The 22,263-nt window shown below is 68.2% G+C and carries 25 protein-coding genes and 1 tRNA gene; 15 read left to right on the top strand and 11 right to left on the bottom strand.

Translation table 11 applies throughout. From position 1 onward, the window contains the following. Nucleotides 1-14 precede the first annotated feature (14 nt). The 4 genes from ABZX37_RS25470 to ABZX37_RS25455 form a co-directional block, all read right to left on the bottom strand. A complete protein-coding gene (locus ABZX37_RS25470) occupies nucleotides 15-1,109 on the bottom strand; it encodes a toll/interleukin-1 receptor domain-containing protein (protein WP_354743509.1) in 1,095 nt (364 codons plus the stop codon). 98 nt (nucleotides 1,110-1,207) lie between these two features. Beyond that, on the bottom strand, nucleotides 1,208-2,116 hold the full coding sequence (locus tag ABZX37_RS25465; RefSeq protein ID WP_344281691.1) for a glycosyltransferase family 2 protein: 909 nt from the start codon (nucleotides 2,114-2,116) through the stop codon (nucleotides 1,208-1,210). Next, the gene (locus ABZX37_RS25460) at nucleotides 2,116-2,931 is read right to left on the bottom strand and encodes an ABC transporter ATP-binding protein (protein WP_344281688.1); all 816 of its coding nucleotides are present in this window, start codon (nucleotides 2,929-2,931) and stop codon (nucleotides 2,116-2,118) included. The genes ABZX37_RS25465 and ABZX37_RS25460 overlap by 1 nt, the downstream gene beginning before the upstream one ends. 3 nt (nucleotides 2,932-2,934) lie before the next feature. Next, a complete protein-coding gene (locus tag ABZX37_RS25455) occupies nucleotides 2,935-3,888 on the bottom strand; it encodes an ABC transporter permease (protein WP_354743506.1) in 954 nt (317 codons plus the stop codon). A gap of 155 nt (nucleotides 3,889-4,043) precedes the next feature. Between ABZX37_RS25455 and ABZX37_RS25450 the strand changes: the two genes are divergently transcribed. The 5 genes from ABZX37_RS25450 to ABZX37_RS25430 are packed head-to-tail and all read left to right on the top strand — an operon-like array spanning nucleotide 4,044 to nucleotide 7,138. Continuing rightward, on the top strand, nucleotides 4,044-4,673 hold the full coding sequence (locus tag ABZX37_RS25450; RefSeq protein ID WP_354743628.1) for a hypothetical protein: 630 nt from the start codon (nucleotides 4,044-4,046) through the stop codon (nucleotides 4,671-4,673). A gap of 33 nt (nucleotides 4,674-4,706) precedes the next feature. Continuing rightward, nucleotides 4,707-5,150, top strand: a complete 444-nt coding sequence (locus ABZX37_RS25445; RefSeq protein ID WP_344281683.1) for a hypothetical protein — start codon at nucleotides 4,707-4,709, stop codon at nucleotides 5,148-5,150. Then, nucleotides 5,147-5,608 carry a GNAT family N-acetyltransferase gene (locus tag ABZX37_RS25440; RefSeq protein ID WP_354743504.1) on the top strand — a complete coding sequence of 154 codons (462 nt, stop codon included), beginning with the start codon at nucleotides 5,147-5,149 and terminating at the stop codon, nucleotides 5,606-5,608. The genes ABZX37_RS25445 and ABZX37_RS25440 overlap by 4 nt, the downstream gene beginning before the upstream one ends. A 23-nt stretch (nucleotides 5,609-5,631) precedes the next feature. Continuing rightward, nucleotides 5,632-6,681, top strand: coding sequence for a pseudaminic acid synthase (pseI, locus tag ABZX37_RS25435; protein WP_354743502.1), 1,050 nt, complete (start codon nucleotides 5,632-5,634; stop codon nucleotides 6,679-6,681). Between the two features lie 10 nt (nucleotides 6,682-6,691). Further along, complete coding sequence (locus ABZX37_RS25430; protein ID WP_354743500.1) at nucleotides 6,692-7,138, top strand: DUF4345 domain-containing protein; 447 nt, start codon at nucleotides 6,692-6,694, stop codon at nucleotides 7,136-7,138. A gap of 163 nt (nucleotides 7,139-7,301) precedes the next feature. Here the strand turns inward: ABZX37_RS25430 and ABZX37_RS25425 are convergent, their stop codons facing one another. Together ABZX37_RS25425 and pseB are read right to left on the bottom strand one after the other, a co-directional pair. Further along, nucleotides 7,302-8,438: an aminotransferase class I/II-fold pyridoxal phosphate-dependent enzyme gene (locus ABZX37_RS25425; RefSeq protein ID WP_354743498.1), complete on the bottom strand. Its 1,137-nt coding sequence runs from the start codon at nucleotides 8,436-8,438 to the stop codon at nucleotides 7,302-7,304. Further along, a complete protein-coding gene (pseB, locus tag ABZX37_RS25420; protein WP_182893700.1) occupies nucleotides 8,431-9,414 on the bottom strand; it encodes a UDP-N-acetylglucosamine 4,6-dehydratase (inverting) in 984 nt (327 codons plus the stop codon). Before pseB ends, ABZX37_RS25425 begins: the two co-directional genes overlap by 8 nt. A 63-nt stretch (nucleotides 9,415-9,477) precedes the next feature. On the opposite strand from pseB, the gene ABZX37_RS25415 reads away from it, so the two are divergent. The 4 genes from ABZX37_RS25415 (at nucleotide 9,478) to ABZX37_RS25400 (ending at nucleotide 12,951) form a co-directional block, all read left to right on the top strand. After that, complete coding sequence (locus ABZX37_RS25415) at nucleotides 9,478-10,215, top strand: glycosyltransferase family protein (protein WP_354743496.1); 738 nt, start codon at nucleotides 9,478-9,480, stop codon at nucleotides 10,213-10,215. Continuing rightward, nucleotides 10,212-11,177, top strand: a complete 966-nt coding sequence (locus tag ABZX37_RS25410) for a spore coat protein (protein WP_354743494.1) — start codon at nucleotides 10,212-10,214, stop codon at nucleotides 11,175-11,177. Before ABZX37_RS25415 ends, ABZX37_RS25410 begins: the two co-directional genes overlap by 4 nt. Before the next feature lie 43 nt (nucleotides 11,178-11,220). Further along, the gene (locus tag ABZX37_RS25405) at nucleotides 11,221-12,372 is read left to right on the top strand and encodes an epoxide hydrolase family protein (protein WP_354743492.1); all 1,152 of its coding nucleotides are present in this window, start codon (nucleotides 11,221-11,223) and stop codon (nucleotides 12,370-12,372) included. Nucleotides 12,373-12,471: 99 nt separating this feature from the next. Then, nucleotides 12,472-12,951, top strand: a complete 480-nt coding sequence (locus tag ABZX37_RS25400; RefSeq protein ID WP_354743490.1) for an SMI1/KNR4 family protein — start codon at nucleotides 12,472-12,474, stop codon at nucleotides 12,949-12,951. A gap of 56 nt (nucleotides 12,952-13,007) precedes the next feature. On the opposite strand, the gene ABZX37_RS25395 is transcribed toward ABZX37_RS25400, so the two are convergent. After that, nucleotides 13,008-13,589 carry a bacterial proteasome activator family protein gene (locus ABZX37_RS25395; RefSeq protein WP_354743488.1) on the bottom strand — a complete coding sequence of 194 codons (582 nt, stop codon included), beginning with the start codon at nucleotides 13,587-13,589 and terminating at the stop codon, nucleotides 13,008-13,010. A 102-nt stretch (nucleotides 13,590-13,691) separates the two neighbouring features. Here ABZX37_RS25395 and ABZX37_RS25390 point away from each other — a divergent pair, with 102 nt between their 5' ends. After that, nucleotides 13,692-14,891 carry a cysteine desulfurase-like protein gene (locus tag ABZX37_RS25390; RefSeq protein ID WP_354743486.1) on the top strand — a complete coding sequence of 400 codons (1,200 nt, stop codon included), beginning with the start codon at nucleotides 13,692-13,694 and terminating at the stop codon, nucleotides 14,889-14,891. 55 nt (nucleotides 14,892-14,946) lie between these two features. Here the strand turns inward: ABZX37_RS25390 and ABZX37_RS25385 are convergent, their stop codons facing one another. After that, on the bottom strand, nucleotides 14,947-15,924 hold the full coding sequence (locus ABZX37_RS25385) for an NAD(P)H-quinone oxidoreductase (RefSeq protein WP_354743484.1): 978 nt from the start codon (nucleotides 15,922-15,924) through the stop codon (nucleotides 14,947-14,949). 20 nt (nucleotides 15,925-15,944) lie between these two features. Continuing rightward, nucleotides 15,945-16,883 (bottom strand): neutral zinc metallopeptidase, encoded by a 939-nt coding sequence (locus ABZX37_RS25380; protein ID WP_344281643.1) that lies wholly within the window; start codon nucleotides 16,881-16,883, stop codon nucleotides 15,945-15,947. 514 nt (nucleotides 16,884-17,397) lie between these two features. Between ABZX37_RS25380 and ABZX37_RS25375 the strand changes: the two genes are divergently transcribed. The 3 genes from ABZX37_RS25375 to ABZX37_RS25365 all read left to right on the top strand — a co-directional run bounded on the left by ABZX37_RS25375 (nucleotide 17,398) and on the right by ABZX37_RS25365 (nucleotide 18,364). Then, the gene (locus ABZX37_RS25375; protein ID WP_354743482.1) at nucleotides 17,398-17,889 is read left to right on the top strand and encodes a MarR family transcriptional regulator; all 492 of its coding nucleotides are present in this window, start codon (nucleotides 17,398-17,400) and stop codon (nucleotides 17,887-17,889) included. A gap of 2 nt (nucleotides 17,890-17,891) precedes the next feature. Further along, a tRNA-Ser gene (locus tag ABZX37_RS25370) sits at nucleotides 17,892-17,976 on the top strand. Between the two features lie 175 nt (nucleotides 17,977-18,151). Further along, entirely contained in the window at nucleotides 18,152-18,364 is a 213-nt protein-coding gene (locus ABZX37_RS25365; protein WP_354743480.1) for a KTSC domain-containing protein, read from the top strand. 8 nt (nucleotides 18,365-18,372) lie between these two features. On the opposite strand, the gene ABZX37_RS25360 is transcribed toward ABZX37_RS25365, so the two are convergent. Then, complete coding sequence (locus ABZX37_RS25360; RefSeq protein ID WP_354743478.1) at nucleotides 18,373-18,654, bottom strand: DUF2277 domain-containing protein; 282 nt, start codon at nucleotides 18,652-18,654, stop codon at nucleotides 18,373-18,375. A 92-nt stretch (nucleotides 18,655-18,746) separates the two neighbouring features. Between ABZX37_RS25360 and ABZX37_RS25355 the strand changes: the two genes are divergently transcribed. Further along, a complete protein-coding gene (locus ABZX37_RS25355) occupies nucleotides 18,747-19,688 on the top strand; it encodes an Ldh family oxidoreductase (protein WP_354743476.1) in 942 nt (313 codons plus the stop codon). Nucleotides 19,689-20,109: 421 nt separating this feature from the next. Next, nucleotides 20,110-20,547: an SRPBCC family protein gene (locus tag ABZX37_RS25350; protein WP_354743474.1), complete on the top strand. Its 438-nt coding sequence runs from the start codon at nucleotides 20,110-20,112 to the stop codon at nucleotides 20,545-20,547. A gap of 18 nt (nucleotides 20,548-20,565) precedes the next feature. Here ABZX37_RS25350 and ABZX37_RS25345 read toward each other — a convergent pair whose 3' ends face one another. After that, entirely contained in the window at nucleotides 20,566-22,227 is a 1,662-nt protein-coding gene (locus ABZX37_RS25345; RefSeq protein WP_354743472.1) for a fumarate hydratase, read from the bottom strand. Nucleotides 22,228-22,263: the final 36 nt, after the last annotated feature.

The following is a 22,263-nucleotide window of genomic DNA, read 5'->3' as shown; positions in this document are numbered from 1 at the left end:
ACGGACTGGCTGGGTCAGTCCACGATGGTGCCCCAGCCCCGCATCATCCGGAGTGCGCTGCTCACTGCTTTGGTACCGTCCCGGAACCCTCGGATCGAGTTGCGCAGCGGTGCGCTCATGGCTTCCAACGGCTTCATTTGAAGCAGAAACGTGCTCAAGATTGTTTCGGCGTCGGCTAGCGGTGCGGTGACTTCCTCCACCGGCCCGATCGCCTGACGTTCTTTTTCGAGCTGTTCCTGCATATCGTTCTCTTTGAGATACGTAACGTAAGACCGCATGACCTGATCGGTTTCGAGGACCGTCGTCTCGAACTTTCGTGCCCGGTTCTGGAAGTCGATGCCGAGCGGCTGCAGTTCGGCGGCTATTTCCAGGAGCAGCCGCCGAGCCTCCGGAGGCGACGCTTCTGTGACCGGTTGGGTGGAGCTGGACAAGATGGCCGAGAACCGTTCGATGGTGTCCTTCATGTCCGGCATGGCCTGGTCGAGTTCTTGCTGGAAAAGTTCAAGAGCCTCGCTGACTTCCGCGACTCCTGGCGCGTCGTCGCCGGTACGCTCGCCGGGAGCCGGCGAGCCGGCGGGGGCGGTTGAAAGCGCCTGCTCGGCGCTTGTGACGGCTTCGACCAGTTGCGCGGCGAGGCTGACCATCGTTCGGCGCCAGATCGCGGACTGAGGACCTTCGGTCCACGTCTCTTTGAGATCTTTGTACTGCCGTTCCGCGATAATCCTGGACGCGATGTCAGTGCTCTCGGTAGAAATGTACGAATGGCCCAGCAGGACGACCGGAAGCACGAGTCCGGTGGCGCGAAGCCGGTCCGCCGCGCTGTAGAACGCCAGCAGCTCGTCTCGGCACCAAGGGCGCTCGAAGTATTGCCGAGTCACGATAGGCATGAAGATCGCTGCGCTTTCGATCCCTTGCCGGATTCCTTCGCGCCAGTCCTCGCCCCAGCCGATCGTTTCCCGGTCAACGAATATCTCGAGCGTTCGTCCCTGGTCGGTAAACGCCATGTGTTTCAGCGACTGCGTAAACGGCTCGATGAAATCGAGCACGACGTCATCCGCCTGCGCGTAGCTGAGAAAGATTCGGATAGGAGGTTCATTCGTGTCGGTCACCAGGGGAACGTATTCCGGGGTGCGATGACAGACAATGACGCGCGGTTACTGTCCAGGTTCTGTCAATTGGACAGCAACCGCGCAAGGCCGCCGGGGCCTCAGTACCGGTAAAACTTCTCCGCCCGCCCCTGCCGGACCAGCTTCAGCCACTGCAGGAAGGCCTTCGGGTCCCGCTTCACGCCCACGAAATACAGGCCGAAGCGCAAAACCTCCAGCGCCCCGATCTTCCGCATTCCCGGCTGCGACAGCAAATACCCGCGGTTGCGGTACGTGTAATACCGCTTGACCTCGTTCTCCGGGTCCTGCGCGTGGAATTTCCCGCCCAGCATCGGCTTGAACTCGTCCGAGCCGTCGGGGTGCAGGTAGGTCGTGCGCAGCGACGTGCCGAACGGCAGGCCGGACCGGACGAGGCGGCGGTGCAGTTCGACCTCGTCGCCGCGGAAGAACAGGCGCAGGTCGGGCACGCCGGTGACGTCCAAAGTGGACGAACGGAACAGTGCGCCGTTCATCAAAGACGCGATGCCGGGCAGGAAGTCCGTGCCCAGTTCGGCCGACGAGCGCTTCCAGGTGAGGCCGCGGCGCAGCGGGAACGCCAGCTTCGCCGGGGCGTCGATGTTGGCGACCACCGGGGAGATCTCGGCGAGACCGCGCTTTTCGGCTTCCTCGAGCAGGATCTCGAGCACGTGCTCGTCCGCGGGGCGGCCGTCGTCGTCGGCGAGCCACACCCAGTCCGCGCCGAGCGACAGGGCGTGCAGCATGCCGAGCGCGAAACCGCCCGCGCCGCCGAGGTTCCGGTGCGACGGCAGGTACGTGTACGGCAGCGGGTAGGCCTCGACCACGTCCCGCGCGGACTTGTCCGGTCCGTTGTCCACCACCACGAGGTGGTCGACCGGCCGGGTCTGGGCGGCGATGATTTTCAGCGAGTCCGCGAGCAGCTCGCGCCGGTGTCGCGTGACCACCACGCCGACGACGGCGCCCTCGGGCAGCTCTCGCGTCTCGCCGGTCATCATTCCCCGCCGTTCGTGGTGGTCGCGGGCTCGATGCCGAGGCGCTCGAGACCTTCCTGGCTCATGTTCTCGAACGGGTCGCGGCCCTTGTACTCGGTGAGCACCTCGCGCAGCGAACCCTGCTTCTTGACGTGCCCCTCGTCCATCCAGATCGCGGTGTCGCACAGCTCCATCAGGAACTCGTCGGAGTGGTTCGCGAACACCAGGATGCCGGAGCGCTTGACCAGGTCCTTGAGCCGGTCGCGGGCCTTGTTGAGGAACGCCGCGTCGACCGCGCCGATGCCCTCGTCGAGGATCAGGATCTCCGGGTCGATCGAGGTCACCACGCCGAGCGCGAGCCGCACCCGCATGCCGGTGGAGTACGTCCGCAGCGGCATCTGCAGGTAGTCGCCGAGTTCGGTGAACTCCGCGATGTCGTCGACCCGCTTCTCCATTTCCTTGGCGCTCATGCCGAGGAAAAGGCCGCGGATCAGGATGTTCTCGACGCCGGAGATCTCCGGGTCCATGCCGATGCCGAGGTCGAACACCGGCGCGATCCGGCCGACGATCCGCGACGAGCCGCGGGTCGGCTCGTAGATCCCGGCGAGCAGCCGCAGCAGCGTGGACTTGCCCGCGCCGTTGTGCCCGACGAGACCGACCCGGTCGCCCTCGCGGAGGCTGATCGACACGTCGTGCAGCGCCTCGATGATCGGCACCTTCTGGTCGGAGCTGATCTTGCCGCCGACCTTGCCGAGCACGCGCTTTTTCATCGAACGCGTCTTCGCGTCGAAAATCGGGAAGTCCACGTACGCGTTGTGGACGTCAATGCTGACCATCTGTCACACCCAATACGAGACGCGAGACCGGTAATTGCGCATGGCGACGAGGGCGAGCGCCCACCCGACCACGGTGAGCCCGCCGACCACGACCCAGCTGGTCCAGCTCACCGCCTGTCCGATGAGCGGCGACCGCACCACCTGCATGTAGTGGTAAAGCGGGTTCAGTTTGATGATCGGCAGCGCCCACGACGCACCGTCCCGCGCGCCGCCGGACAGCAGCTGGTCGACCGGCCAGACGATCGGGGTGCCGTAGAACATCAGCTGGATCAGCGAGTTGATCAGCTGCGGAATGTCGCGGAACCGCGTCGAGATGATGCCGAGCAGCAGCGCGGCCCAGCCCGCGGTGAGCGCGAGCAGCACGAACCCGGGAATGGCGAGGAAAATGTTCCAGCTCAGGCCGGGGTGACAGAACTTGTCCGGTACGCACACGCCGTCTTTCGACCCGAGCGAATACGGGGAATCGAGCGCCGAGAAGAAAATGATCAGCAGCACGACGTAGACGATCATGTTGTGCGCCAGCAGCAGCGTCTGCCGCCAGATCGTGCGCAGCACGTACACGCTGATCGGCGCGGGGACCTGTTTGATCAGCCCCTCGTTCGCGATGAACGTTTCCATGCCTTCGGTGAGGCAGCCCTGGATGAAGCCCCAGATGATGAAGCCGGTGGAGAGGTAGGGCAGGAACACCTCGATCGGCGTGCGGAACAGCTGCGAGTACAGCAGGCCGAGGCCGAGCGCGATGACGCCCTGGCTGATGGTGATCCAGAACGGCCCGATGATGGACCGCCGGTACCGCTGCTTGATGTCCTGCCAGCCGAGATGGGTCCAGAGCTCGCGGGCGGCGAAACCGGTCTTGATGTCGTCGATCGCACGCGCGAACGTCTTGCTGTCCGACGACGGTGGAACCGGAGTCGAGACATCGGGTTCGGCTGCGTGAACCGTGCTGGTGGCATGCACGTGGACGAGGGTACCGATGGGACGCACCGGCCTCGGCTCGCCCCGGCCCGACCGCACGGCGGCCCCGGTGCGGATACCGGCGACACGAGCGGGTGTCTCCTGGTGTCCTGGTAGTTTCTTCCCTTATGACTGCTGCTCTCGGTGCGGCGAGCCTCATGGTCGACCTCCTCTCGGCGTACGCGGACCGGCCGGACCCGCGTTCGGTCGCCGTGGTCGGCAACCAGCCGCTGGAGCCGGACCCGGCCCGCGCGAAGGCTGTTGACGACTGTGACCTGGTCATTCGGGTCAACGGGTTCGTCACCGACGAACCGGACGGACCGGACATCACCGGCCGCAAGGTGCACACGGTCGTCTTCAACCGCGCCGTGCGCGCCACCCGGCACGTGTTCCGCGACTACCGCTCCCGGCTGTATCTGCTGGTCGAGCCCGGTCGCCTGCACTGGGAGCCGGAGGCGCTGCCCGGCTGGTGGCCCTCCGACCTCGGGTTCGTCCCGGTGTCGAACCGCGACGTCGTGCTGCCCCTGTCGGACGCGCTCGGCCTGCCGACGCGCACCGAACCCACCTGGTCGACCACGGGTACGCTCGCGGCCTGGATCGCCCGCACCGCGTTCCCCGAGGCGCAACTGGTGCTGACCGGGTTCTCGTTCATCGACAACCCGGAACAGACCTCGTGGGAGCACGCTGCCGGGGATTCGTGCATCGTGGGACCGGAGCACCAGATCGCCGCCGAGGGCAGGCTGCTGGAGTCGTGGACCCGCACCGGCACCACCACCTTGCTCCGCTGAAGCCCGCTGGCACTCGTCGAAGGAACTCCCGTCATGCCCTTCCAGATGTTCAGAAACCTGTTCGGCTCCCGGATCGCCCGCATCGTCGATTACCGCCTCGATGAGCGGACGCGCGGCGTGCTCCAGGACTTCGAGACTCGCATCGACGAGCTCGAGCACTGCACGGTCGACCACCGCCGCCGGCTCGCCGAGACCGACGAGAAGCTGGACACCGCGCTCGGCGACCTCCGCTGGATCCGCGGCGAGCTGGACCGGATGATCCCGCACGTCGCCGCGCAGGAGGAGCAGCTGGAGACGCTCCGGGAGAAGCTCGCGATGACGCCGCGCACGGACGACGCCGGGGCTCTCGAAGCGCGTTCGCTGGTCGAGGAGATCCAGCGGCAGCACGCGCAGATCCGCGTCCGGCTGGCCGGGATGGCCCGGTACGAGGAGCGGTTGAGCCGTCTCGAGGACGCGAAACTCACGCCTGCGCAGTGACGTCCGTCATCGCCCGCGACGCGACCGAGGCCGACGCTGAGCTGTTGCTGGCCTGGCGCAACGACGCGGCGACGCGGCAGGCGTCGCGGTCGACCGGAGTGATCGATCTGGACAGCCACCTGCGCTGGTTGCGCGGTGTGCTCGCGGCGTCCGGCCGGATCCTGCTCGTGCTGGAGGAGGCCGGGAAACCGGTGGGCACGGTGCGGTTCGACGACGAGGGCGGCCGCGAGTGGGAGGTAAGCATCACGCTCGCGCCGGAAAGCCGCGGCCGCGGGTTGGCGCGGCCGGTGCTCGAAGCGGGGGAGCGGGCGTTGGCGGGCCGGACGGACGCGGTGGCCGTGCTGGCTGCGGTGCACGAGGAGAACGCGGCGTCGGCGGCGTTGTTCGCGCGGGCTGGTTACCTGGAGGTCGCGCCCCCTGCCGACGGCTTCCGCCGGCTGCGCAAGACTCTGCACTGACCCCCACCGGAAGGACGCCACCCATGTCCGAAGTCCGCATCGGCAAGCACCTGCTCGGCCCGGCGCGGCCGCCGTTCGTGATCGCGGAGATGTCCGGCAACCACAACGGCGACCTGGACCGCGCGCTGGCCATCGTGGACGCGATCGCCGACTCCGGCGCGCACGCGGTGAAACTGCAGACCTACCGTCCGGACACGATCACCGTCGACGTCGACGGCCCGGCGTTCCGGATCGGCGACGGGCATTCCCTGTGGGGCGGGGAAAATCTGTACAAACTGTACGAAAAGGCGCACACCCCTTGGGAATGGCACGAGCCGATCTTCGCCCGCGCCCGCGAACGCGGCCTGGAAGTGTTCTCCAGCCCGTTCGACCCGACTGCGGTGGAACTGCTGGAATCGCTGGACGCGCCCGCGTACAAGATCGCCTCGTCGGAGATCGTCGACCTGCCGCTGATCGAACTGTGCGCGCGCACCGGCAAACCGCTGGTGATTTCGACCGGAATGGCGAACGTCGCGGAGATCGACGCGGCCGTGCGCACCGCTCGTTCGGCTGGCAATGACCAGCTGATCGTGCTCGGCTGCACGGCGAGCTACCCCGCGTCGCCGACGGAAAGCAATCTGCGCGGGTTGCCGTTGCTGGCTGGGCTCACCGGGACGCTGGTCGGATTGTCGGACCACACGCCGGGGCTCGGCGCACCGGTCGCCGCGGTCGCGTTGGGCGCGGTGGCGATCGAGAAGCACGTGACGCTCGCGCGCAGCGACGGCGGGGTCGACTCGGAGTTTTCGCTGGAGCCAGCGGAATTGGCCGCGTTGGTGACGGAGACCCACCGGGCGTGGGAAGCGCTCGGTTCGCCGGTGCTCGGCCCGCGCGAGAGCGAGAAGGAAGGGCTGCGGCTGCGACGTTCGCTGTACGTGGTGGAGGACGTTCGGGCCGGGGATCCGGTGACGGCGCAGAATGTTCGCTCGATCCGTCCTGCTGGCGGGCTCGCTCCGGAGGAGATCGTGAACGTGCTGGGGCGGACGTTCCGGGTGGACGCGGTCAAGGGCACCGCATTGACTTGGGATTTAATCTAGGCTCGTTCGTATGGCAGGCGAGAAGTCCCGCAAGGCGTTGCTGGCCACGCTCGGAGTGCTCGGCGCGATCCCGGTAGCTTCCGGGCTGACCGGCATCCTCGGCGGCCCGGAACGCGCTCCGGGCGGTGCCGCGACGACGCCCAGCGTGGACAGCGAGTACCGGTTCGTGAACACGTTCTGGACGGCAGCCGGGTTCGCGTTGTGGTGGTCGATCCGCCGCCCGGAGAAACGCGCGGCGACTACGCGGCTTGTACTGGGGACGGCTGCCGCGGGAGGTTTGCCGCGGCTTCTGTCGGCGCGGAGGGCTGGGGCGCCGCATCCGGTGTTCCAGGCTGCGACGGTGTTGGAGCTGGCTGTGTTGCCGGGGGTGTTGTTGTGGCACGCGAAGGTGATTCGGGACGGTCGGCGCGCGGAAAGCTCGAACGCTGAGCTGGCGGCCGCGCCGGACCGGAGCTAGGCCGCTTCGGCGGTGGACTGAACGTCACCTGCCTAAAACCGGGTACTGACCCCGAATCGGAGTCAGGCGGCGGGGGCCATCGCGAGCTAGCGTGAACCTTGCTGACCTGCGCTTACTGTCTCCGCAGGGCAAATTTTTCGGCCTCTGGCCTTCTGATCCGTAGTCAGCTGCCGAAAAACCCGCGCACCCCGTCGATGACCCGGTCCACATCGGCGTCACTCAGCGACGGGAACAACGGCAGCGAAAGCTCCTGCTCGTAATACGCCTCAGCATTCGGGCACAACCCCCGCCGGTAGCCGAGATCCTCGAACACCGGATGCCAGTAAGCCGGGATGTAGTTCACCTGCACCCCGATTCCCAGCCCCCGCAAGTGGTCGAACAGCGCGCGCCGACGGCCGTCCAATACCCGCAGCGGGTACAGATGCCACACCGGATCCGCGCCCTCGCGGCGAGGCGGCGTCAGAACCCCCTCGACATCCGCGAGCGCCGCGTTGTACCGCGCGTGGATCTCAGCGCGCCGCAGCTTGAACTCCGCAAGCCGCGTGAGTTGGCTGCTTCCCAAGGCGCACAGGACATCCGGCAGCCGGTAGTTCAGGCCGAACTCGTGCACTTCCTGGTGCCACGCGCCTTCGTCGGGATACCGCTGGCGCGATTTGTCCCGGACCAAGCCGTGGTTGCGGAACGCTTGCGCGCGCTGCAGCAACTCTTCGGACCCGGTGACGAACGCGCCACCCTCAGCGGTGGTCAGGTTTTTGGTGGGGAAGAAGGAAAACGTGGTCAGGTCGGCAAGAGAGCCGACCGGTCGACCCTGCCAGGAACCGCCGACGGAGTGTGCGGCGTCTTCCAGCAACAGGGCGTCGGCGTCGTGCGCGACCTTCGCCAGGGCGTCCAGTTCGGCAGGGTGTCCGGCGTAGTCGACGGCGGCCACCACCTTGGTGCGGCTGGTGATCGCGGCCGCGGCGGCGTCGACGGACAGGTTGCCGGTGTCCGGCTCGACGTCCGCGAACACGACTTTCGCGCCGTGCAAAGCCGCAGTCGCCGCGGTGGCGACGAAGGTCATCGGCGAAGCCACGACCTCGTCACCCGCACCGATTCCGGCTGCGGCGTATGCGACGTGCAAGGCCGCGGTACCGGACGTGACGGCCACGGCGGGCGTGCCGCCAGTGTGTTCCGCGAGGTCAGCTTCGAACTTCGCGACTGCGGGACCCGTCGTGAGCCAGTCGCCGCGCAGGACCGAGACGACAGCCTCGATGTCTTCTTCGCTGACGGACTGGCGCCCGTACGGGAGAAACTCAGGCATATTGCTCGACCAGTTCGCGGAGTTCGTCGGCCTCGAGCCAGAGGTCGTTGGTGTCCGAGCGGTACGCGAAGCCTTCGGGCACCTGCTCCCCGGCGGTGGGCGATTCGTAGCCCCAGCCGGCGAGGTGCGGCTGCACGACGTAGCGGTCGGTCAGCCGGAGAGTCCGCCGCGCGTCGTCGGGGGCGATCATCTCCTCGTGCAGCTTCTCGCCCGGCCGCACGCCGACCTCGTGCATCGGCGAACCCGGCGCGATCGCCTGCGCGAGGTCGACCAGCCGCATGCTCGGGATCCGCGGCACGTACAGCTCGCCGCCGGACATCTGGTCGAACGAGTCGACCACGAACTGCACGGCCTGCGGGAGCGTGATCCAGAACCGGGTCATCTCCTTGTGCGTGATGGGCAGCGACTCGCCCTGCTCGGCGAGCTTGCGGAAGAACGGGATGACGCTGCCGCGCGAGCCCATGACGTTGCCGTAGCGCACCACGGAGAACCGCGTCGGGTGCGCGGCCGCGTAGTGGTTGCCGCTGATGAACATCCGGTCCGCGCACAGCTTCGTCGCGCCGTAGAGGTTGATCGGGCTGGACGCCTTGTCGGTCGACAGCGCGACGACCTTCTTCACGCCGGTGTCGATCGCCGCTTCGATCACGTTCTGCGAGCCCGTGACGTTCGTCTGGACGAACTCGAACGGGTTGTACTCGCCGGTGTCGACCTGCTTGAGCGCCGCGGCGTGCACCACGTAGTCGACGCCGTGCATGGCGCGTTCGAGGCGGCGGCGGTCGCGCACGTCGCCGATGAACCAGCGCAGCCGCGGGTCGTCGTTGAACAGTTGCCGGGCCTCGTACTGCTTCAGCTCGTCGCGGGAAAGCACCACGAGCCGGCTGGGGTTGAGCTCGGCCAGCGCATAGGCGATGAACGCCTTGCCGAAGGAGCCGGTCCCGCCGGTGAGCAGGATGCTGGAGCCATCCAGCTCGGACATCGATGACCTCCGCGATTGGGGTTCGTGGATCGGCGCGGGGCGCCGCAGGCCATCATGTCACCCATGCGTGCAGGCCCCGGCGTCAACGCCGTGATACAGGCCCGGTCGTCGTCCACCCGGCTGCCGGGGAAGGTGCTGCGGCCGCTCGCCGGGCGGAGTGTGCTGGGCTGGGTCGTCCGTGCCGCGACGGCCGCTCCTGGCGTTGCCCAGGTAGTGGTCGCGACCTCGGACGATGTGTCCGACGACGCGGTCGCCGCCGAAGCGGAGCGGTGCGGCGCGCACGTCGTCCGGGGGCCGCTGGACGACGTCGTGGCCCGGTTCGGGCTCGCGTTGACGCAGCATCCGGCGGACGCAGTGATCCGTCTCACGGCGGACTGCCCGCTGCTCGATCCGGCCCTGATCGGCCGGCTGGTCGCGGTGTGGCGGGCCGAACCGTCGCTGGACTACGTCTCGACCACGCTCGTCCGCACCCTGCCGCGCGGCTTCGACGCGGAGCTGGTGCGCGCCTCGGTGCTGGCCGAGCAGGTGGCGACCGCGACCGGGGCAGACCGCGAGCACGTGACGTCGGCGATCTACCGGCAGCCCGACCGGTACTCCTGCACCGGTGTCGTGGTCAGCCCGGCGGCCGACGACCTCCGCGTCACTTTGGACACGGCGGAGGACTGGGAGCTGATCTCGGCTCTCGTGGCCGAGCTGGGCGACGCGCCGGGCTCGTGGCGTTCAGTGGTGTCGCTGCTGAGGTCGCGCCCGGACCTGGTGGCGTTGAACGCGCACGTCGAGCAGAAGAAGGTCGGCCGGTGAAGCTGCTGCTCCGGGCGGACGCTTCGCCGACCATCGGGGCCGGGCACATCTCCCGGGTGGTCGCCTACGCCGAGCGCGCGGTCGCGCGGGGCTGGGACGTGCACTTCGCCGGCTCCACGGCCAACGCGGAGTGGCTGGCCGCCCGCTTCGACGAGCTGTCGGTACCGCGGTTGCCGGTTTCTCCCTTGGCTGACCTGGTTTCCGGCTTCGACGCGGTGCTCGTGGACCACTACGGGATCGGCGACGTCCGCGCCGAGGTCAACGCCGCTGGAGCTCGTCTGGTGTCCATTGAGGACGATGTGTTCGGCCGCCGCCCGGCGGATGTGGTGGTGGATTCGGGCTTCGCGCCGGGTCCACGGCCCGAGGACGGTTCGGGCTTGCTGCTGCGGGGAGTGGAGTACACGCCGCTTCGAGACGTCGTGCTGCGCGCGCGTTCTCGGCGGAGCACTTCGTCGCCGTTGCGGGTGACGGTGGTTTTGGGCGGCGGCGCCGAGTGGGCTTCGACGGTTTCGCTGCTGCTCCAGGCGCTTGCCGACACGGGATTGCCGTTCGTGGCAGACGCTTTGGTCCGCGGCACGCCGACCTTGCCGTCCACTGTGGATGGCCAGGCAATTCGGGTCGCCGCGCCGCACGCCGGGTTGCTGGATCTGCTCGCCGGGACGGATGTCGCGATCAGCGCTTCTGGAGTGACGTTCCTGGAGCTGTGCTGCCTCGGGGTGCCGACGGCCGCGGTGCGACTGGTGGACAACCAGGCAGCCGGGTACCAGGCGGCGCTGGAGCGAGGCCTGGCGCGCGGCTTGGGTTCGGCGGATACCTTGGGCGAGCGGCTGTCGGAGGCGACGGAGACGCTGCGACAGCTGTTGTCGGACGCTTCGCTGCGGTCACGGCTCGCGGCGGCTGGCCGGTCTGCTGTGGACGGTCGGGGAGTGGACCGGGTGCTGGACGTTCTGGCCGGGTTCTGACCGAGGACCGGATCTGTCCTCAATTCCCCATAGCTTTCTCCCCATGACCGAGACCCCGTTCCGGATCCACATCCCGCAGTCCGACCTCGACGACCTCGCCCGTCGCCTCGCCGACACCCGCTGGCCCGACCCCTTCGCCGACCCGGCCTGGGACCTCGGCATCCCCGTCGACGCCGTCCAGGACCTCGTCGAGTACTGGCGGCTCGGGTTCGACTGGCGGGCGCAGGAAGAACGCATCAACGGCTTCCCCCAGTTCACCACCACCATCGACGGCGCCAACGTCCACTTCCTGCACCTCAAATCCCCAGAACCGGACGCCGTCCCGCTCCTTCTCACGCACGGCTGGCCAGGCTCGATCGTCGAATTCCTCGACCTCATCGGCCCCCTCGCCGACCCCCGCTCGTACGGCGGCGACCCGGCCGTCGCGTTTCACGTCGTCGTTCCGTCCGTACCCGGGTTCGCCTTCTCCGGGCCGACACCCGACCGCGGCTGGGGACCGGCGCGGACGGCGCGTGCTTGGGCGGAGTTGATGACCCGCCTCGGGTACGAAAGGTTCGGCACACACGGCGGCGACTGGGGCGCGTTGATCTCCCGCGAACTCGGCCTCCAGTTCCCCGACCGGATCATCGGCGCGCACGTGACGATGCTGCCGTCCGCGGTGGCGCGCGACGAGTCCGACCTCGACGGGCTCAGCGGGGCGGAGCTGGCGAAAGGGCAGCGGTCGCTGGAGAAAGCGCGGGCCTTCCAGCAGACGGGCATCGGCTACGCGATGATCCAGTCCACCAAGCCGCAAACGCTTGCGTACGGCCTCACCGACTCCCCGGCCGGGCAATTGGCCTGGATCGCCGAGAAGTTCCGTGCCTTTTCGAACACCGACCACGACCTGATCGACCGCGACGATCTGCTCGCCAACGTCTCGATCTACTGGTTCACCCGCACCGCCGCGTCGTCCTCGCGGATCTACGCCGACCAGGACGTCCAGTGGGGCGCGGCGCTGCCGTCGTCGACCGTGCCGACCGCGGTCGCGGTGTTCCCGGACGACATCGGGCTTCCGCTGCGGTCCCTGGCCGAGCGCACCGACCGGATCGCGCGGTGGACGGAATTCCCGCGCGGCGGGCACTTCCCGGCGCTCGAAGAACCCGACCTGCTGATCGGAGATCTTCGAGCGTTCTTCTCCGCGGAGAACCAGGGATGAGGTAGAAGTGGCTCCGTCGTAGGACGTGCGGAGTGGGGAGGGGTGGTCAGCGTGCAAGCTGCTGGTCGGCTGGCTGAATTTCTGAACTGGACGGGAAGCGTGGCCGGCGAACTGTCCTGGGCCGAAGCCGAGGAGGCGATGGGGTTTGCCTTTCCCGAAGACTTCAAAGCCGTGGCCGCCACGTTCCCGACCGGTGAATTCGGTGAGTGCATCTACTTCATCTCGCCGATCCAGAGCGCTGAGTCCCTGGGGATGTTCAAGGATCGGCTGGAGATTACGATTTCGTCCTTCCACGAAGGCAGAGAGGTGCTCCCGGACTACTTTCCACACCGGTTCCACCCGGAGTACCCCGGTCTTATTCCGTGGGCGGTGGACGACGAGCACGCGTACTTCTGGAATGCCGTCAGCCCGGCTGAACCCGACGGGAAGATCTTCTTCTTGGAGAACACGGGTCCAGACTGGGGTGCGTACGAAGGAAGCATCGAAGATTTCTTCATCGATATTCTCTCCGGCACCTTCACTCACCAGGGGCTTTACTCGGACCTCGGTGAATGCCCGCGAAGGTACGACGAGTACTGATGAGAAGAGACGGTCCGTCACCATCGCGAAGGCGATGGTGACGGACCGCAGTCGCCCTAGAGGTACTGCCCAGTCCCAGTAATGCCGTGCCCGTGCCCCTCACCCGGCTGCCCAACGGACCCGGACGAGCCAGCAGGCAGCCCACGCCGCATCTGCTCCAGTTGCACCCGCGCGGCCATCTGCTGCGCGAACAGCGCCGTCTGGATGCCGTGGAACAGCCCCTCCAGCCAGCCGACCAGCTGGGCCTGCGCGATCCGCAGTTCGGCGTCCGAGGGGGTCTCGTCCTCGGTGAACGGCCGCACGAGCCGTTCCAGTTCCTCGCGCAGTTCGGGCGCCAGGGCCTGCTCCAGTTCGCGCACCGACGTCTGGTGGATCTCGCGGACGCGGTTGCGGCTGGCGTCGTCCAGCGGCGCGGCGCGGACCTCTTCCAGCAGCTGTTTGATCATGGTGCCGATGCGCATCACCTTGGCCGGTTCCTCGACCAGGTCCCCGACGGTCTCGTTGTCCTCGCCGTCGGGGGCGATCTGCGCGGTGCCGACCGGGACCCCGTCCGGTCCGACGACCACCACGTGCGGCGCGTCCGTTCCGTCCCCGGTCGCGCCCGTTCCCCCGAAGTTCGGCTCGCTCATGTGCTCCATCCCCGTCGCTGTTGGCGGTCCTGACCCGAGCCTAGCGGCCGTTCGGGCAGTTCTGCCCAACCCCGCGGCAACCGCGAAACCGCACGTCCGTACGGTGTCCCCATGGCGTTCGACGTCGCTCGTATCCGTGGGCTGTTCCCCGCGCTTGGCGACGGCTGGATTCACTTCGACGGCGCCGCCGGAATGCTCGTGCCCGAACAGGTCGCTTCGGCCGTTTCGACGGCGATGCGGGCGCCGGTGTCCGGGCCGGGCGGAGCCTTTCCGGCCTCCCAGCGGGCGGAAAGCATCGTCACCGCGGCCCGCCGGGCCGTGGCCGATCTGGTCGGGGCGGACCCGGCTACCGTCGTGCTCGGACCGAGCGCGCCGGTACTGCTGCGCAGGCTCGTGGACGCGCTCGCCGAACGCTGGACGATCGGCGACGAGGTCGTCGTGTCCCGGCTCGACGAAGAGGCCAACATCGCGCCCTGGCGGCGTGCCGCGAAACGCGTCGGCGCGGTCGTGCGCTGGAGCGAGATCGACATCGAGACCTGCGAACTGCCCGCGTGGCAGTACGAGAACCTCGTGTCCGCGCGGACAAAAGCGGTGTCGGTGACGCTGGCGTCCGGGTCCGTCGGGACTCGGCCGGACGTGCCGACGGTGATCGAATTCGCCAAGCGCGTCGGCGCGCTCGTGGTGGTCGACGCGACCTACGCCGCCCCGTTCGTGCCCCTTGACCTGCAAGAACTCGGTGCCGACGTCATGGTCGTCTCCGCTCCCTCGTGGGGCGGACCGGCGGTCGGCGCGCTCGTGTTCCGCGATCCGGAGCTGCTGGAGCGCATCTCGTCGGTGTCGCTCGACCCGGCCGCCACCGGTCCCGCGCGGCTCGAACTCGGCCCGCACGCGTACCCGTTGCTGGCCGGTCTCATCGCCTCGATCGACTACCTCGCCGGCCTGGACGACGCCGCGACCGGCTCCCGTCGCGAACGCCTGGTGACGTCGCTCGGCTCGGCCAAGTCGTATCACGCGGGCCTGCTCGCGCAGCTGTCCACGGAACTGCGCTCGCTGCGGCACATCATGGTGATCGGCGACGCGATGCGCCGGATCCCCGCGCTCGCCTTCGCCGTGGCCGGGGCGAAATCGTCCCAGGTCGCCGAATACCTGGCGTCGCAAGGCCTGTGCGCCTTCGCCGACGACGGCACCAGCGGCGTTTTCGCGTCGCTGGGCGTCGGCGAGGTCGGCGGAGCGGTGCGGATCGGGCTCGCGCACTACTCCAACGTGTTCGAGATCAACCAGCTGGTGCGGGTGCTCGAAGAACTCCGCTGACCCTCGTGCGCGTTAATCCCGGTGAGAACCGCGATAAACGCGCACGAGACCCACCTCAGGACTTCGCGGCCAGCAGGACCTTCCCGAAGATGGCACCTTCCTCGAGCAGCCGGTGCGCGGACGCGGCCTCGGCCATCGGCACCACGTCGCCGACGATCGGCTGCACCGAACCCTGTTCCACCAAGGGCCACAACCGATTCCGGACATCCGCGACGATCGCCGCTTTCTGGTCCAGCGGACGCGACCGCAGCCCGGCCGCGTAGACGCTCGCGCGTTTTCCGAGCAGCTTGCCGATGTTCAGCTCGCCCTTGATCCCGCCCTGCATGCCGATGACGACCAGGCGGCCGTCGGCGGCGAGCGCGTCGACGTTGCGGTCCAGGTACTTCGCGCCCATGTTGTCGAGGATGACGTCGGCGCCCTTCGTCTCGGCGCGCAGCACCTCGACGAAATCCTGTTCCTTGTAGTTGATCGTGAGGTCGGCGCCGAGCTGGCGGCAGCGTTCGAGCCGTTCGGGCGAACCCGCGGTGACCGCGACGGTCGCGCCGAGTGCCTTGCCCACCTGGATCGCGTGCGTGCCGATGCCGCCCGCGCCGCCGTGCACCAGCAGCACCTGGCCCTCGCCGAGACCGGCGTGCATCACGACGTTCGCCCACACCGTGCAGGCCACCTCGGGCAGCCCGGCCGCGGAGACCGTCTCGACCTCGGCGGGCACCGGCAGCAGTTGCCCGGCCGGGACCGCGACGCGCTCGGCGTACCCGCCGCCGGCGAGCAGCGCGCACACCTCATCGCCGACCTGCCAGCCCTCGACACCTTCGCCGAGTTCGGCGATCGTGCCGGAGCATTCCAGGCCGAGGATGTCGCTCGCCCCGGGCGGCGGCGGATAGTTGCCTTGCCGCTGCAGCAGGTCGGCTCGGTTGACCGCGCTGGCCGTGACGTCCAGCAGGACCTCTCCGGGGCCGGGTTCCGGATCGGGGACCTCGGTCCATTCGAGCACGTCAGGGGCACCGGGTTCGCGGATAGTGATCGCGTGCATGCGCCCGACTGTATCCCGGGTCAGCCGAGATCGTTGGTGCTGAAGGTGTTGCAGCGCGCGGGCTGGCCGGTCTGGTAGCCGGTGGTGAACCACTTCTCGCGCTGCGCCGACGTGCCGTGCGAGAAGCTCGACTTGTCGACGTGGCCGTTGCCGAGGTTCTTCTGGATGTAGTCGTCGCCGATCCGGGACGCGGTGTCCAGCGCGCGCGAGATGTCGTCCTTCGTGACGTCCTGGACGAGCGGTTTCCCGGAGCTGGTCGGGGTCGTGCTGGCGTGGTTGGCCCAGACGCCGGCGTAGCAGTCGGCCTGCAGTTCCAGCCGGACCGAGCCGGACGTCGGCCCGGTGCCGGTGCCGCGTTTGGACGTGCCGGTGAGGTTCTGCACGTGGTGGCCGTATTCGTGCGCCAGCACGTACGCCTCGGTGAACAGCCCGCCCTGCGCGCCGAAGCGGGTCTTCAGCTCGTTGAAGAACGACAGGTCGATGTACACGTAGGAGTCGGCCGGGCAGTAGAACGGACCGGTGTCCGACGTCGCGCCGCCGCAGCCGGTGCGCACGCCGCCGGTGAAGAAGCGCGTGGTCGCCTTGCGGTAGGTCTGGCCGGAACGGGAGAACTCCTGCGTCCAGTAGTCCTGGATGGAGTTGACGATCGCGACGATCGAGCAGTCGTGGTCCCGGTTCGCGTCGGCGCCGGTTTTGCACTTCTTCGCGAGCGTGCCGGAGTCCAGCTGCTGCCCGGACTGGACGTCGCCGAGCCCGACCCCGCCCACCGCGGGCGACGTGCCGGTGCTGGGACCGCCGCCGAACTGGGAGAACAGGAAGTAGATGACCAGGCCGACGATGCCGAGCCCGCCGCCGCCGATGGCCACCCGGCCGCCGATGCCGCCACCGCCGCCTCCGCCGCTGCCGCGCATGTCCTGGATCTCGGAGGAGTCCAGATCCGCGTTGTCGTCGAATCGCACGCGGAAAGGGTAGCCGCAAAGCCGGGAACGAGGCTGGGTGCGGCCCCTGCGCTGGGGGCCGCACCCAGGTACTACCGAGGTTTCGTTGACAGCGGTTGGCCACCGGCGGGCAGGCGTCCGGCGCTGCCTTCGCGGTGCCGAGGCCGCGAAGTGAAGCAGCGGCATACCGACGCCGGGTGCGCGTGGCCGATGCCGGAGCGCACGGGGTGCTCGTGCTGTTCGCAATCGCGACCGAACCGGAACGGGGCCGTGCCGATCGCGGGGTCACAGCGGGCGGTCAACCGCGGGAACTACCTGCCATGCCACCACCTGGCCTTTCCCGGTGGGAAACGGGGCCCGGCGTGCCCTTCGGCGCGCTCCGCGGATCCTCGTCGTCCCTCCGCTGCCCCCGAGGATGCGCTTCTTCGCGCCGAGTCTCAACCTTTTCGTAACCCTCCATTGGGGGAAGTTCGCCCGGAAATTTCACGCCGGGCCGAAACGGCGGGGGCAAAACCGGCCTTCTACGCTTCCGGACATGAGCGATGACCAGGACGTGCGCTGGCTCGACCCGGCCGAACAGCACGCCTGGCGGGCCTACATCGTCGCGTCGCTGCGGCTGCGCCAGCGGCTGCACCGCGAACTGACCGAAAGCCACGGCATCTCGCTGGCCGACTACGAGGTCCTGGTCTGCCTCAACCTGGCTCCGGACCGGTGCACGCGGATGACGGAGCTGGCCGCGCAGCTGGGCTCGACGAAGAGCAGGCTGTCGCACCAGATCGGCAAACTGGAGGTGGCCGGGCTGGTCGCGCGCCGCCCGGACCCGGAAGACAAACGAGGCGTGCTGACCGAACTGACCGACGTCGGCCAGCGCGTACTGAACGAAGCCGCGCCGACGCACGTGCGCGGCGCCCGCGAGCACCTGATCGACCTGCTGACGCCCGCCGAGCAGACCGCGGTGGGCATGGCGTTCACCCGGGTCCTCGAACACCTGGACGACGTCGAAGGACGGCGCGATACCCTGACCTAGAAGGAAGCGTGGCAGAGCGGCCGAATGCAGACGCCTTGAAAGCGTCCGTAGGGAAACCTACCGGGGGTTCAAATCCCTCCGCTTCCGCTTGACGCCTCGAGTGTCTGGCCCCGGGTTCCGCGTTCGTGCAGGAGACCGGGGCTGTTTTCTTTGGTGGGGCGGGTCTGCCGAAGGTCAGCGAGCCGGGCCTGATCCGCGGTGTCGGTTCCGTCGTGATTCGGCTACCGGTATCCGGCGGTCGCGCGGGTACCCTGGCCGTGCTGTGCGCCGGGTTCCCGTGGAGTCCTCCGTCATTCGCGACGTCGGCTACGACGCCGCGAAGTCGGTGCTGGAAATCGGGTTCCGCAACGGCGGCGTCTACCGCTACCATCTCGTGCCCGCGCGGGTGCATCGCGCGCTGATGGCCGCCGACAGCCCGGGGCGCTACCTCAACCGGGAGATCAAGCCGAAGTTCCCTGGGCAAGCCGTGGAGTGATTGCGGCGTCAGGCTTTCTTGGCCTCGCGCAGGGCGATCCTCGCCTGGACCTCCGGGCGGCGCAGCGGCGGCACGGTCGCCGGCGGCTGGCGGCGTTGCGGGAGTTCTTCCAGCAGCCGCGCGGTGATTTCGGTGATTTCGGCGACCGCCGCTTCGAACGGTTCGCGCGTCGCGTCCGAAAGGGACTGCACCCCGGTCACTTTGCGCACGTACTGGCGTGCCGCGGCTTCGATCTCGTCCGTGGTGGCGGCGGGCTGCAGGCCGCGGAGCGTCGTGATGTTTCGGCACATGTGCCTCAGGGTACGTCTCTGCGGCTCACCGCATCACACTCTAGGGCCAACCTCGTTGACGGGGTCCGAGATCGCCCGGCAACCTTGATGAAGTGCCCCTCAGACCGCGTGCCCCCCGGCTCAGCCGCCCCGTCCCGGAAGTTCCCGCCGACACCCCGATTCCCGAGCAGGCCTGGCAGCGCGTCCCCGCCGACGAACTGGTCACGCTCGTTTCCGTTGTCCTGATGGCACAAGGCTTTCCCGAGGAACGCGCGCGTCCGGCGGCGGAGGCGTTGTGCCACGGCGATCTCACTGGCGCGCCGGAGACTGGCGTCGGGGAGTTGACCCGGGTGCATCTGCCCGCGATCGAAAGCGGATTCGTCAGTCCTGGTGCACAGCCGTTGCTGATCGCGGATCGCGGGGCCGCGGCGCTTGTCGACTACCGGCGCGCGTCCGGGCTGTGGGCGGTTGGTGACGCGATGGATCGGGCCGTGCAGCGGGCTGGGCGGTTCGGGGTCGGGTTGCTGTCGTTGCGTGGGGTCGGGCCGTTTGGGCGGGTTGGGCATCATGCCGCGCGGGCGTTGCCGCACGGGATGATCGGGATTGTCATGGCTGCTGGGGGGTATGCCGATCAGCCGGTTCATCCGTTGGGGATGGCTGCTCCCGCTGGGGCTTATCCGGAGTTCGTTTTCGACGTCGACCTTGCTGATACTGCTCGTAATCCGCAGTTTGCCGGGTTTGCGTTGATGGTCGATGTGCTGGCCGGGGTGTTGTCCGGGGTTGCTGATCACGAGCATGACACCGGGTTGCTGGTGCTCGCGATCGCGCCTACGACGTTGCGCAGTGCTGATGGGTTTTATCGGGCGGCCAGTGCGGTGTTCGGGAGCATGCTCGGGTGGGAGGGCGGGACTCCGGTTCGGTATCCCGGGTGGCGGGAGGCTCAGTATTTGGAGCAGTGCCGGGCGTTGGGGGTGCCGTTGTCTGGGGCGGTGCGGAGGCAGTTGGATTCTTTGGCGTTGAAGGTGGGGTTGCCGCCGTTGACCACTGTGGGGTGAGTTGCTCGTCGCCTGGCGGCGACATCGGTGGTGGTTGCGTGGGGCACCCCGAAGGTTGATTGTGCTGACGGTCTGGGGGTGCTTGTCAAGGCGGGAAAGATGCCTTGACAAGCACCTCCGCGCCGTGTTTTTGGCTTCGTATCGGGGTGCGGGGGGTGTGGGTGCCTTGATTGGGTGCATCGGCTGCGGTTCGCGGTGGGGCGGGGCTTGCGCCCCAATGTGGCGTTGGGTGCATGTGACGCACCGAATGTGGCGTTGGGTGCGTTGCGGCGGTGGGTGGTCCGTGAGGGGAACCCTGAGGGACTCTGAGTCCCTCAGGGTTCCCCTCACGTACTTTTCTGGCAGTCCACAGTGGACGCGTTGGGCTGTTCGGGGGTGCGTCGATGGCCCCGCCGTGCGTGCGGCTCTAGGCTTTGCGGCTATGGGAACTCGCCAGGTTTCGCGCAGTGCGGTGGTCGCTGCCGCGCCGGAACGGATTTTCGCGTTGCTTGCTGATCCGGCTCAGCATCCGCTCATCGACGGGTCCGGCACGGTGCGCGCCAGTCGTGGGGCGGCGCCGGATCGGTTGTCGTTGGGGGCCGAGTTCGGCATGGAGATGCGGATGGGGGCGCCGTACCGGATTCAGAACACCGTGGTCGAGTTCGAGGAGAATCGGCTGATTGCCTGGCGGCACTTCTCCGGGCATCGGTGGCGCTGGCTGCTCGAGCCGACGGGGGACGGGCGCACCGAGGTCACCGAGACCTTCGACTGGTCTACTGCCCGGTCGCCGCTCGCGATTCGGTTGCTGGGGTTTCCCAAGCGCAACGCCGAGGCCATCGAGAAGACTCTCGCCCGGTTGGGCGGGATGTTTCCCGGGTGACCCCGGCGTGCCTTGAGATCAGCGGAAGCTGATTTGCAGTACTGGTTCGCTGGTTTCGGAGAAGAAGTCGTTGCCCTTGTCGTCGATGACGATGAACGCGGGGAACTCTTCGACCTCGATTTTCCAGACTGCTTCCATTCCGAGTTCGGCGTACTCGAGGACGTCGACCTTCTTGATGCAGTCCTTCGCCAGCCGTGCGGCCGGGCCGCCGATCGAGCCAAGGTAGAAGCCGCCGTGTTCCTTGCACGCGGCGGTGACCTGCTTCGAGCGGTTGCCCTTCGCCAGCATCACCAGCGAGCCGCCCGCGGCCTGGAACTGGGCGACGTACGAGTCCATCCGGCCGGCGGTCGTCGGGCCGAACGAGCCGGACGCGTAGCCGTCGGGGGTCTTCGCCGGGCCTGCGTAGTAGACCGGGTGGTCGCGGAGGTACTGCGGCATCTCCTCGCCGGCGTCCAGGCGCTCGGCGATCTTGGCGTGCGCGATGTCGCGCGCCACGACCAGCGGGCCGGTCAGCGACAGGCGCGTCTTCACCGGCAGTTGCGCCAGCTGCGCGCGGATCTGGTCCATCGGCTGGTTCAGATCGACCGACACGACCTCGTCGGACAGGTCGTCCTCGGTGACGTCCGGGAGGAAGCGGGCCGGGTCGCGTTCGAGTTGTTCGATGAACACGCCCTCTTCGGTGATCTTCGCCTTCGCCTGGCGGTCGGCCGAGCAGGACACCGCGACGCCGACCGGGCAGCTCGCGCCGTGGCGGGGCAGGCGGATCACCCGGACGTCGTGGCAGAAGTACTTGCCGCCGAACTGGGCGCCGATGCCGAACTGACGCGTCATCTCCAGCACCTGCTGCTCGAGGTCGCGGTCGCGGAACGCGTGGCCCAATTCGGAACCCTCGGCGGGCAGGTTGTCCAGGTAGCGCGCGGAGGCGAGCTTCGCGACCTTGAGGTTGAACTCGGCCGACATGCCGCCGACGACGATCGCCAGGTGGTACGGCGGACACGCGGCGGTGCCCAGGCTGCGCAGCTTCTCGTCCAGGAACCGGGCAAGGCGCTTCGGGTTCAGGACCGCCTTGGTTTCCTGGTACAGGAAGGTTTTGTTGGCGCTGCCGCCGCCCTTGGCCATGAACAGGAACTCGTACGACGGGTCCGTCGCGTCGCTGTCCTTGTGGTAGAGCTCGACCTGCGCGGGCAGGTTCGTGCCGGTGTTGCGCTCTTCCCAGAAGTTGATCGGGGCCATCTGCGAGTACCGCAGGTTGAGCTGCTGGTAGGCGTCGAAAATGCCCTGCGAGAGCGCGCGCTCGTCGCCGCCGCCGGACAGCACGCCCTCGGTGCGCTTGCCGATGACGATCGCGGTGCCGGTGTCCTGGCACATCGGCAGCACGCCGCCTGCCGAAATGGCCGCGTTGCGGAGCAGGTCCATCGCGACGAACCGGTCGTTGCCGCTGGCTTCGGGGTCGTCGACGATCGCGCGCAGCTGCTGCAGGTGTGACGTACGCAACAGGTGCTGGATGTCGGTGATCGCCGTGCGCGCGAGCGTCGTCAGCGCTTCCGGATCGACCTTCAGAAACTTCCGCCCGGCGGCTTCGACGGTCTCGACGCCGTCGGCGGTGACCAGCCGGTATTCGGTGGTGGTGTCCTTGCCGAGCGGCAGGACTTCGGTGTGCTGGAACGTGGTGGGCGGCACAGCGAGGCTCCTTTGCCCTGATCGGGATTGGCTCAC

This window comes from Amycolatopsis sp. NPDC004079 (assembly GCF_040610415.1).
GTDB lineage: Bacteria > Actinomycetota > Actinomycetes > Mycobacteriales > Pseudonocardiaceae > Amycolatopsis > Amycolatopsis halotolerans.
This window is presented reverse-complemented; position numbering and strand designations above follow the sequence as displayed.

Bases quoted from the DNA above. Each gene is read 5' to 3' on its own strand.
- ABZX37_RS25465 (WP_344281691.1), bottom strand. From the start codon at position 2,116: ATGACCGGCGAGACGCGAGAGCTGCCCGAGGGCGCCGTCGTCGGCGTG.
- ABZX37_RS25460 (WP_344281688.1), bottom strand. From the start codon at position 2,931: ATGGTCAGCATTGACGTCCACAACGCGTACGTGGACTTCCCGATTTTC.
- ABZX37_RS25450 (WP_354743628.1), top strand. From the start codon at position 4,044: ATGGTCGACCTCCTCTCGGCGTACGCGGACCGGCCGGACCCGCGTTCG.
- ABZX37_RS25445 (WP_344281683.1), top strand. From the start codon at position 4,707: ATGCCCTTCCAGATGTTCAGAAACCTGTTCGGCTCCCGGATCGCCCGC.
- pseI (WP_354743502.1), top strand. From the start codon at position 5,632: ATGTCCGAAGTCCGCATCGGCAAGCACCTGCTCGGCCCGGCGCGGCCG.
- ABZX37_RS25430 (WP_354743500.1), top strand. From the start codon at position 6,692: ATGGCAGGCGAGAAGTCCCGCAAGGCGTTGCTGGCCACGCTCGGAGTG.
- ABZX37_RS25425 (WP_354743498.1), bottom strand. From the start codon at position 8,438: ATGCCTGAGTTTCTCCCGTACGGGCGCCAGTCCGTCAGCGAAGAAGAC.
- pseB (WP_182893700.1), bottom strand. From the start codon at position 9,414: ATGTCCGAGCTGGATGGCTCCAGCATCCTGCTCACCGGCGGGACCGGC.
- ABZX37_RS25415 (WP_354743496.1), top strand. From the start codon at position 9,478: ATGCGTGCAGGCCCCGGCGTCAACGCCGTGATACAGGCCCGGTCGTCG.
- ABZX37_RS25405 (WP_354743492.1), top strand. From the start codon at position 11,221: ATGACCGAGACCCCGTTCCGGATCCACATCCCGCAGTCCGACCTCGAC.
- ABZX37_RS25395 (WP_354743488.1), bottom strand. From the start codon at position 13,589: ATGGAGCACATGAGCGAGCCGAACTTCGGGGGAACGGGCGCGACCGGG.
- ABZX37_RS25390 (WP_354743486.1), top strand. From the start codon at position 13,692: ATGGCGTTCGACGTCGCTCGTATCCGTGGGCTGTTCCCCGCGCTTGGC.
- ABZX37_RS25385 (WP_354743484.1), bottom strand. From the start codon at position 15,924: ATGCACGCGATCACTATCCGCGAACCCGGTGCCCCTGACGTGCTCGAA.
- ABZX37_RS25375 (WP_354743482.1), top strand. From the start codon at position 17,398: ATGAGCGATGACCAGGACGTGCGCTGGCTCGACCCGGCCGAACAGCAC.
- ABZX37_RS25360 (WP_354743478.1), bottom strand. From the start codon at position 18,654: ATGTGCCGAAACATCACGACGCTCCGCGGCCTGCAGCCCGCCGCCACC.
- ABZX37_RS25350 (WP_354743474.1), top strand. From the start codon at position 20,110: ATGGGAACTCGCCAGGTTTCGCGCAGTGCGGTGGTCGCTGCCGCGCCG.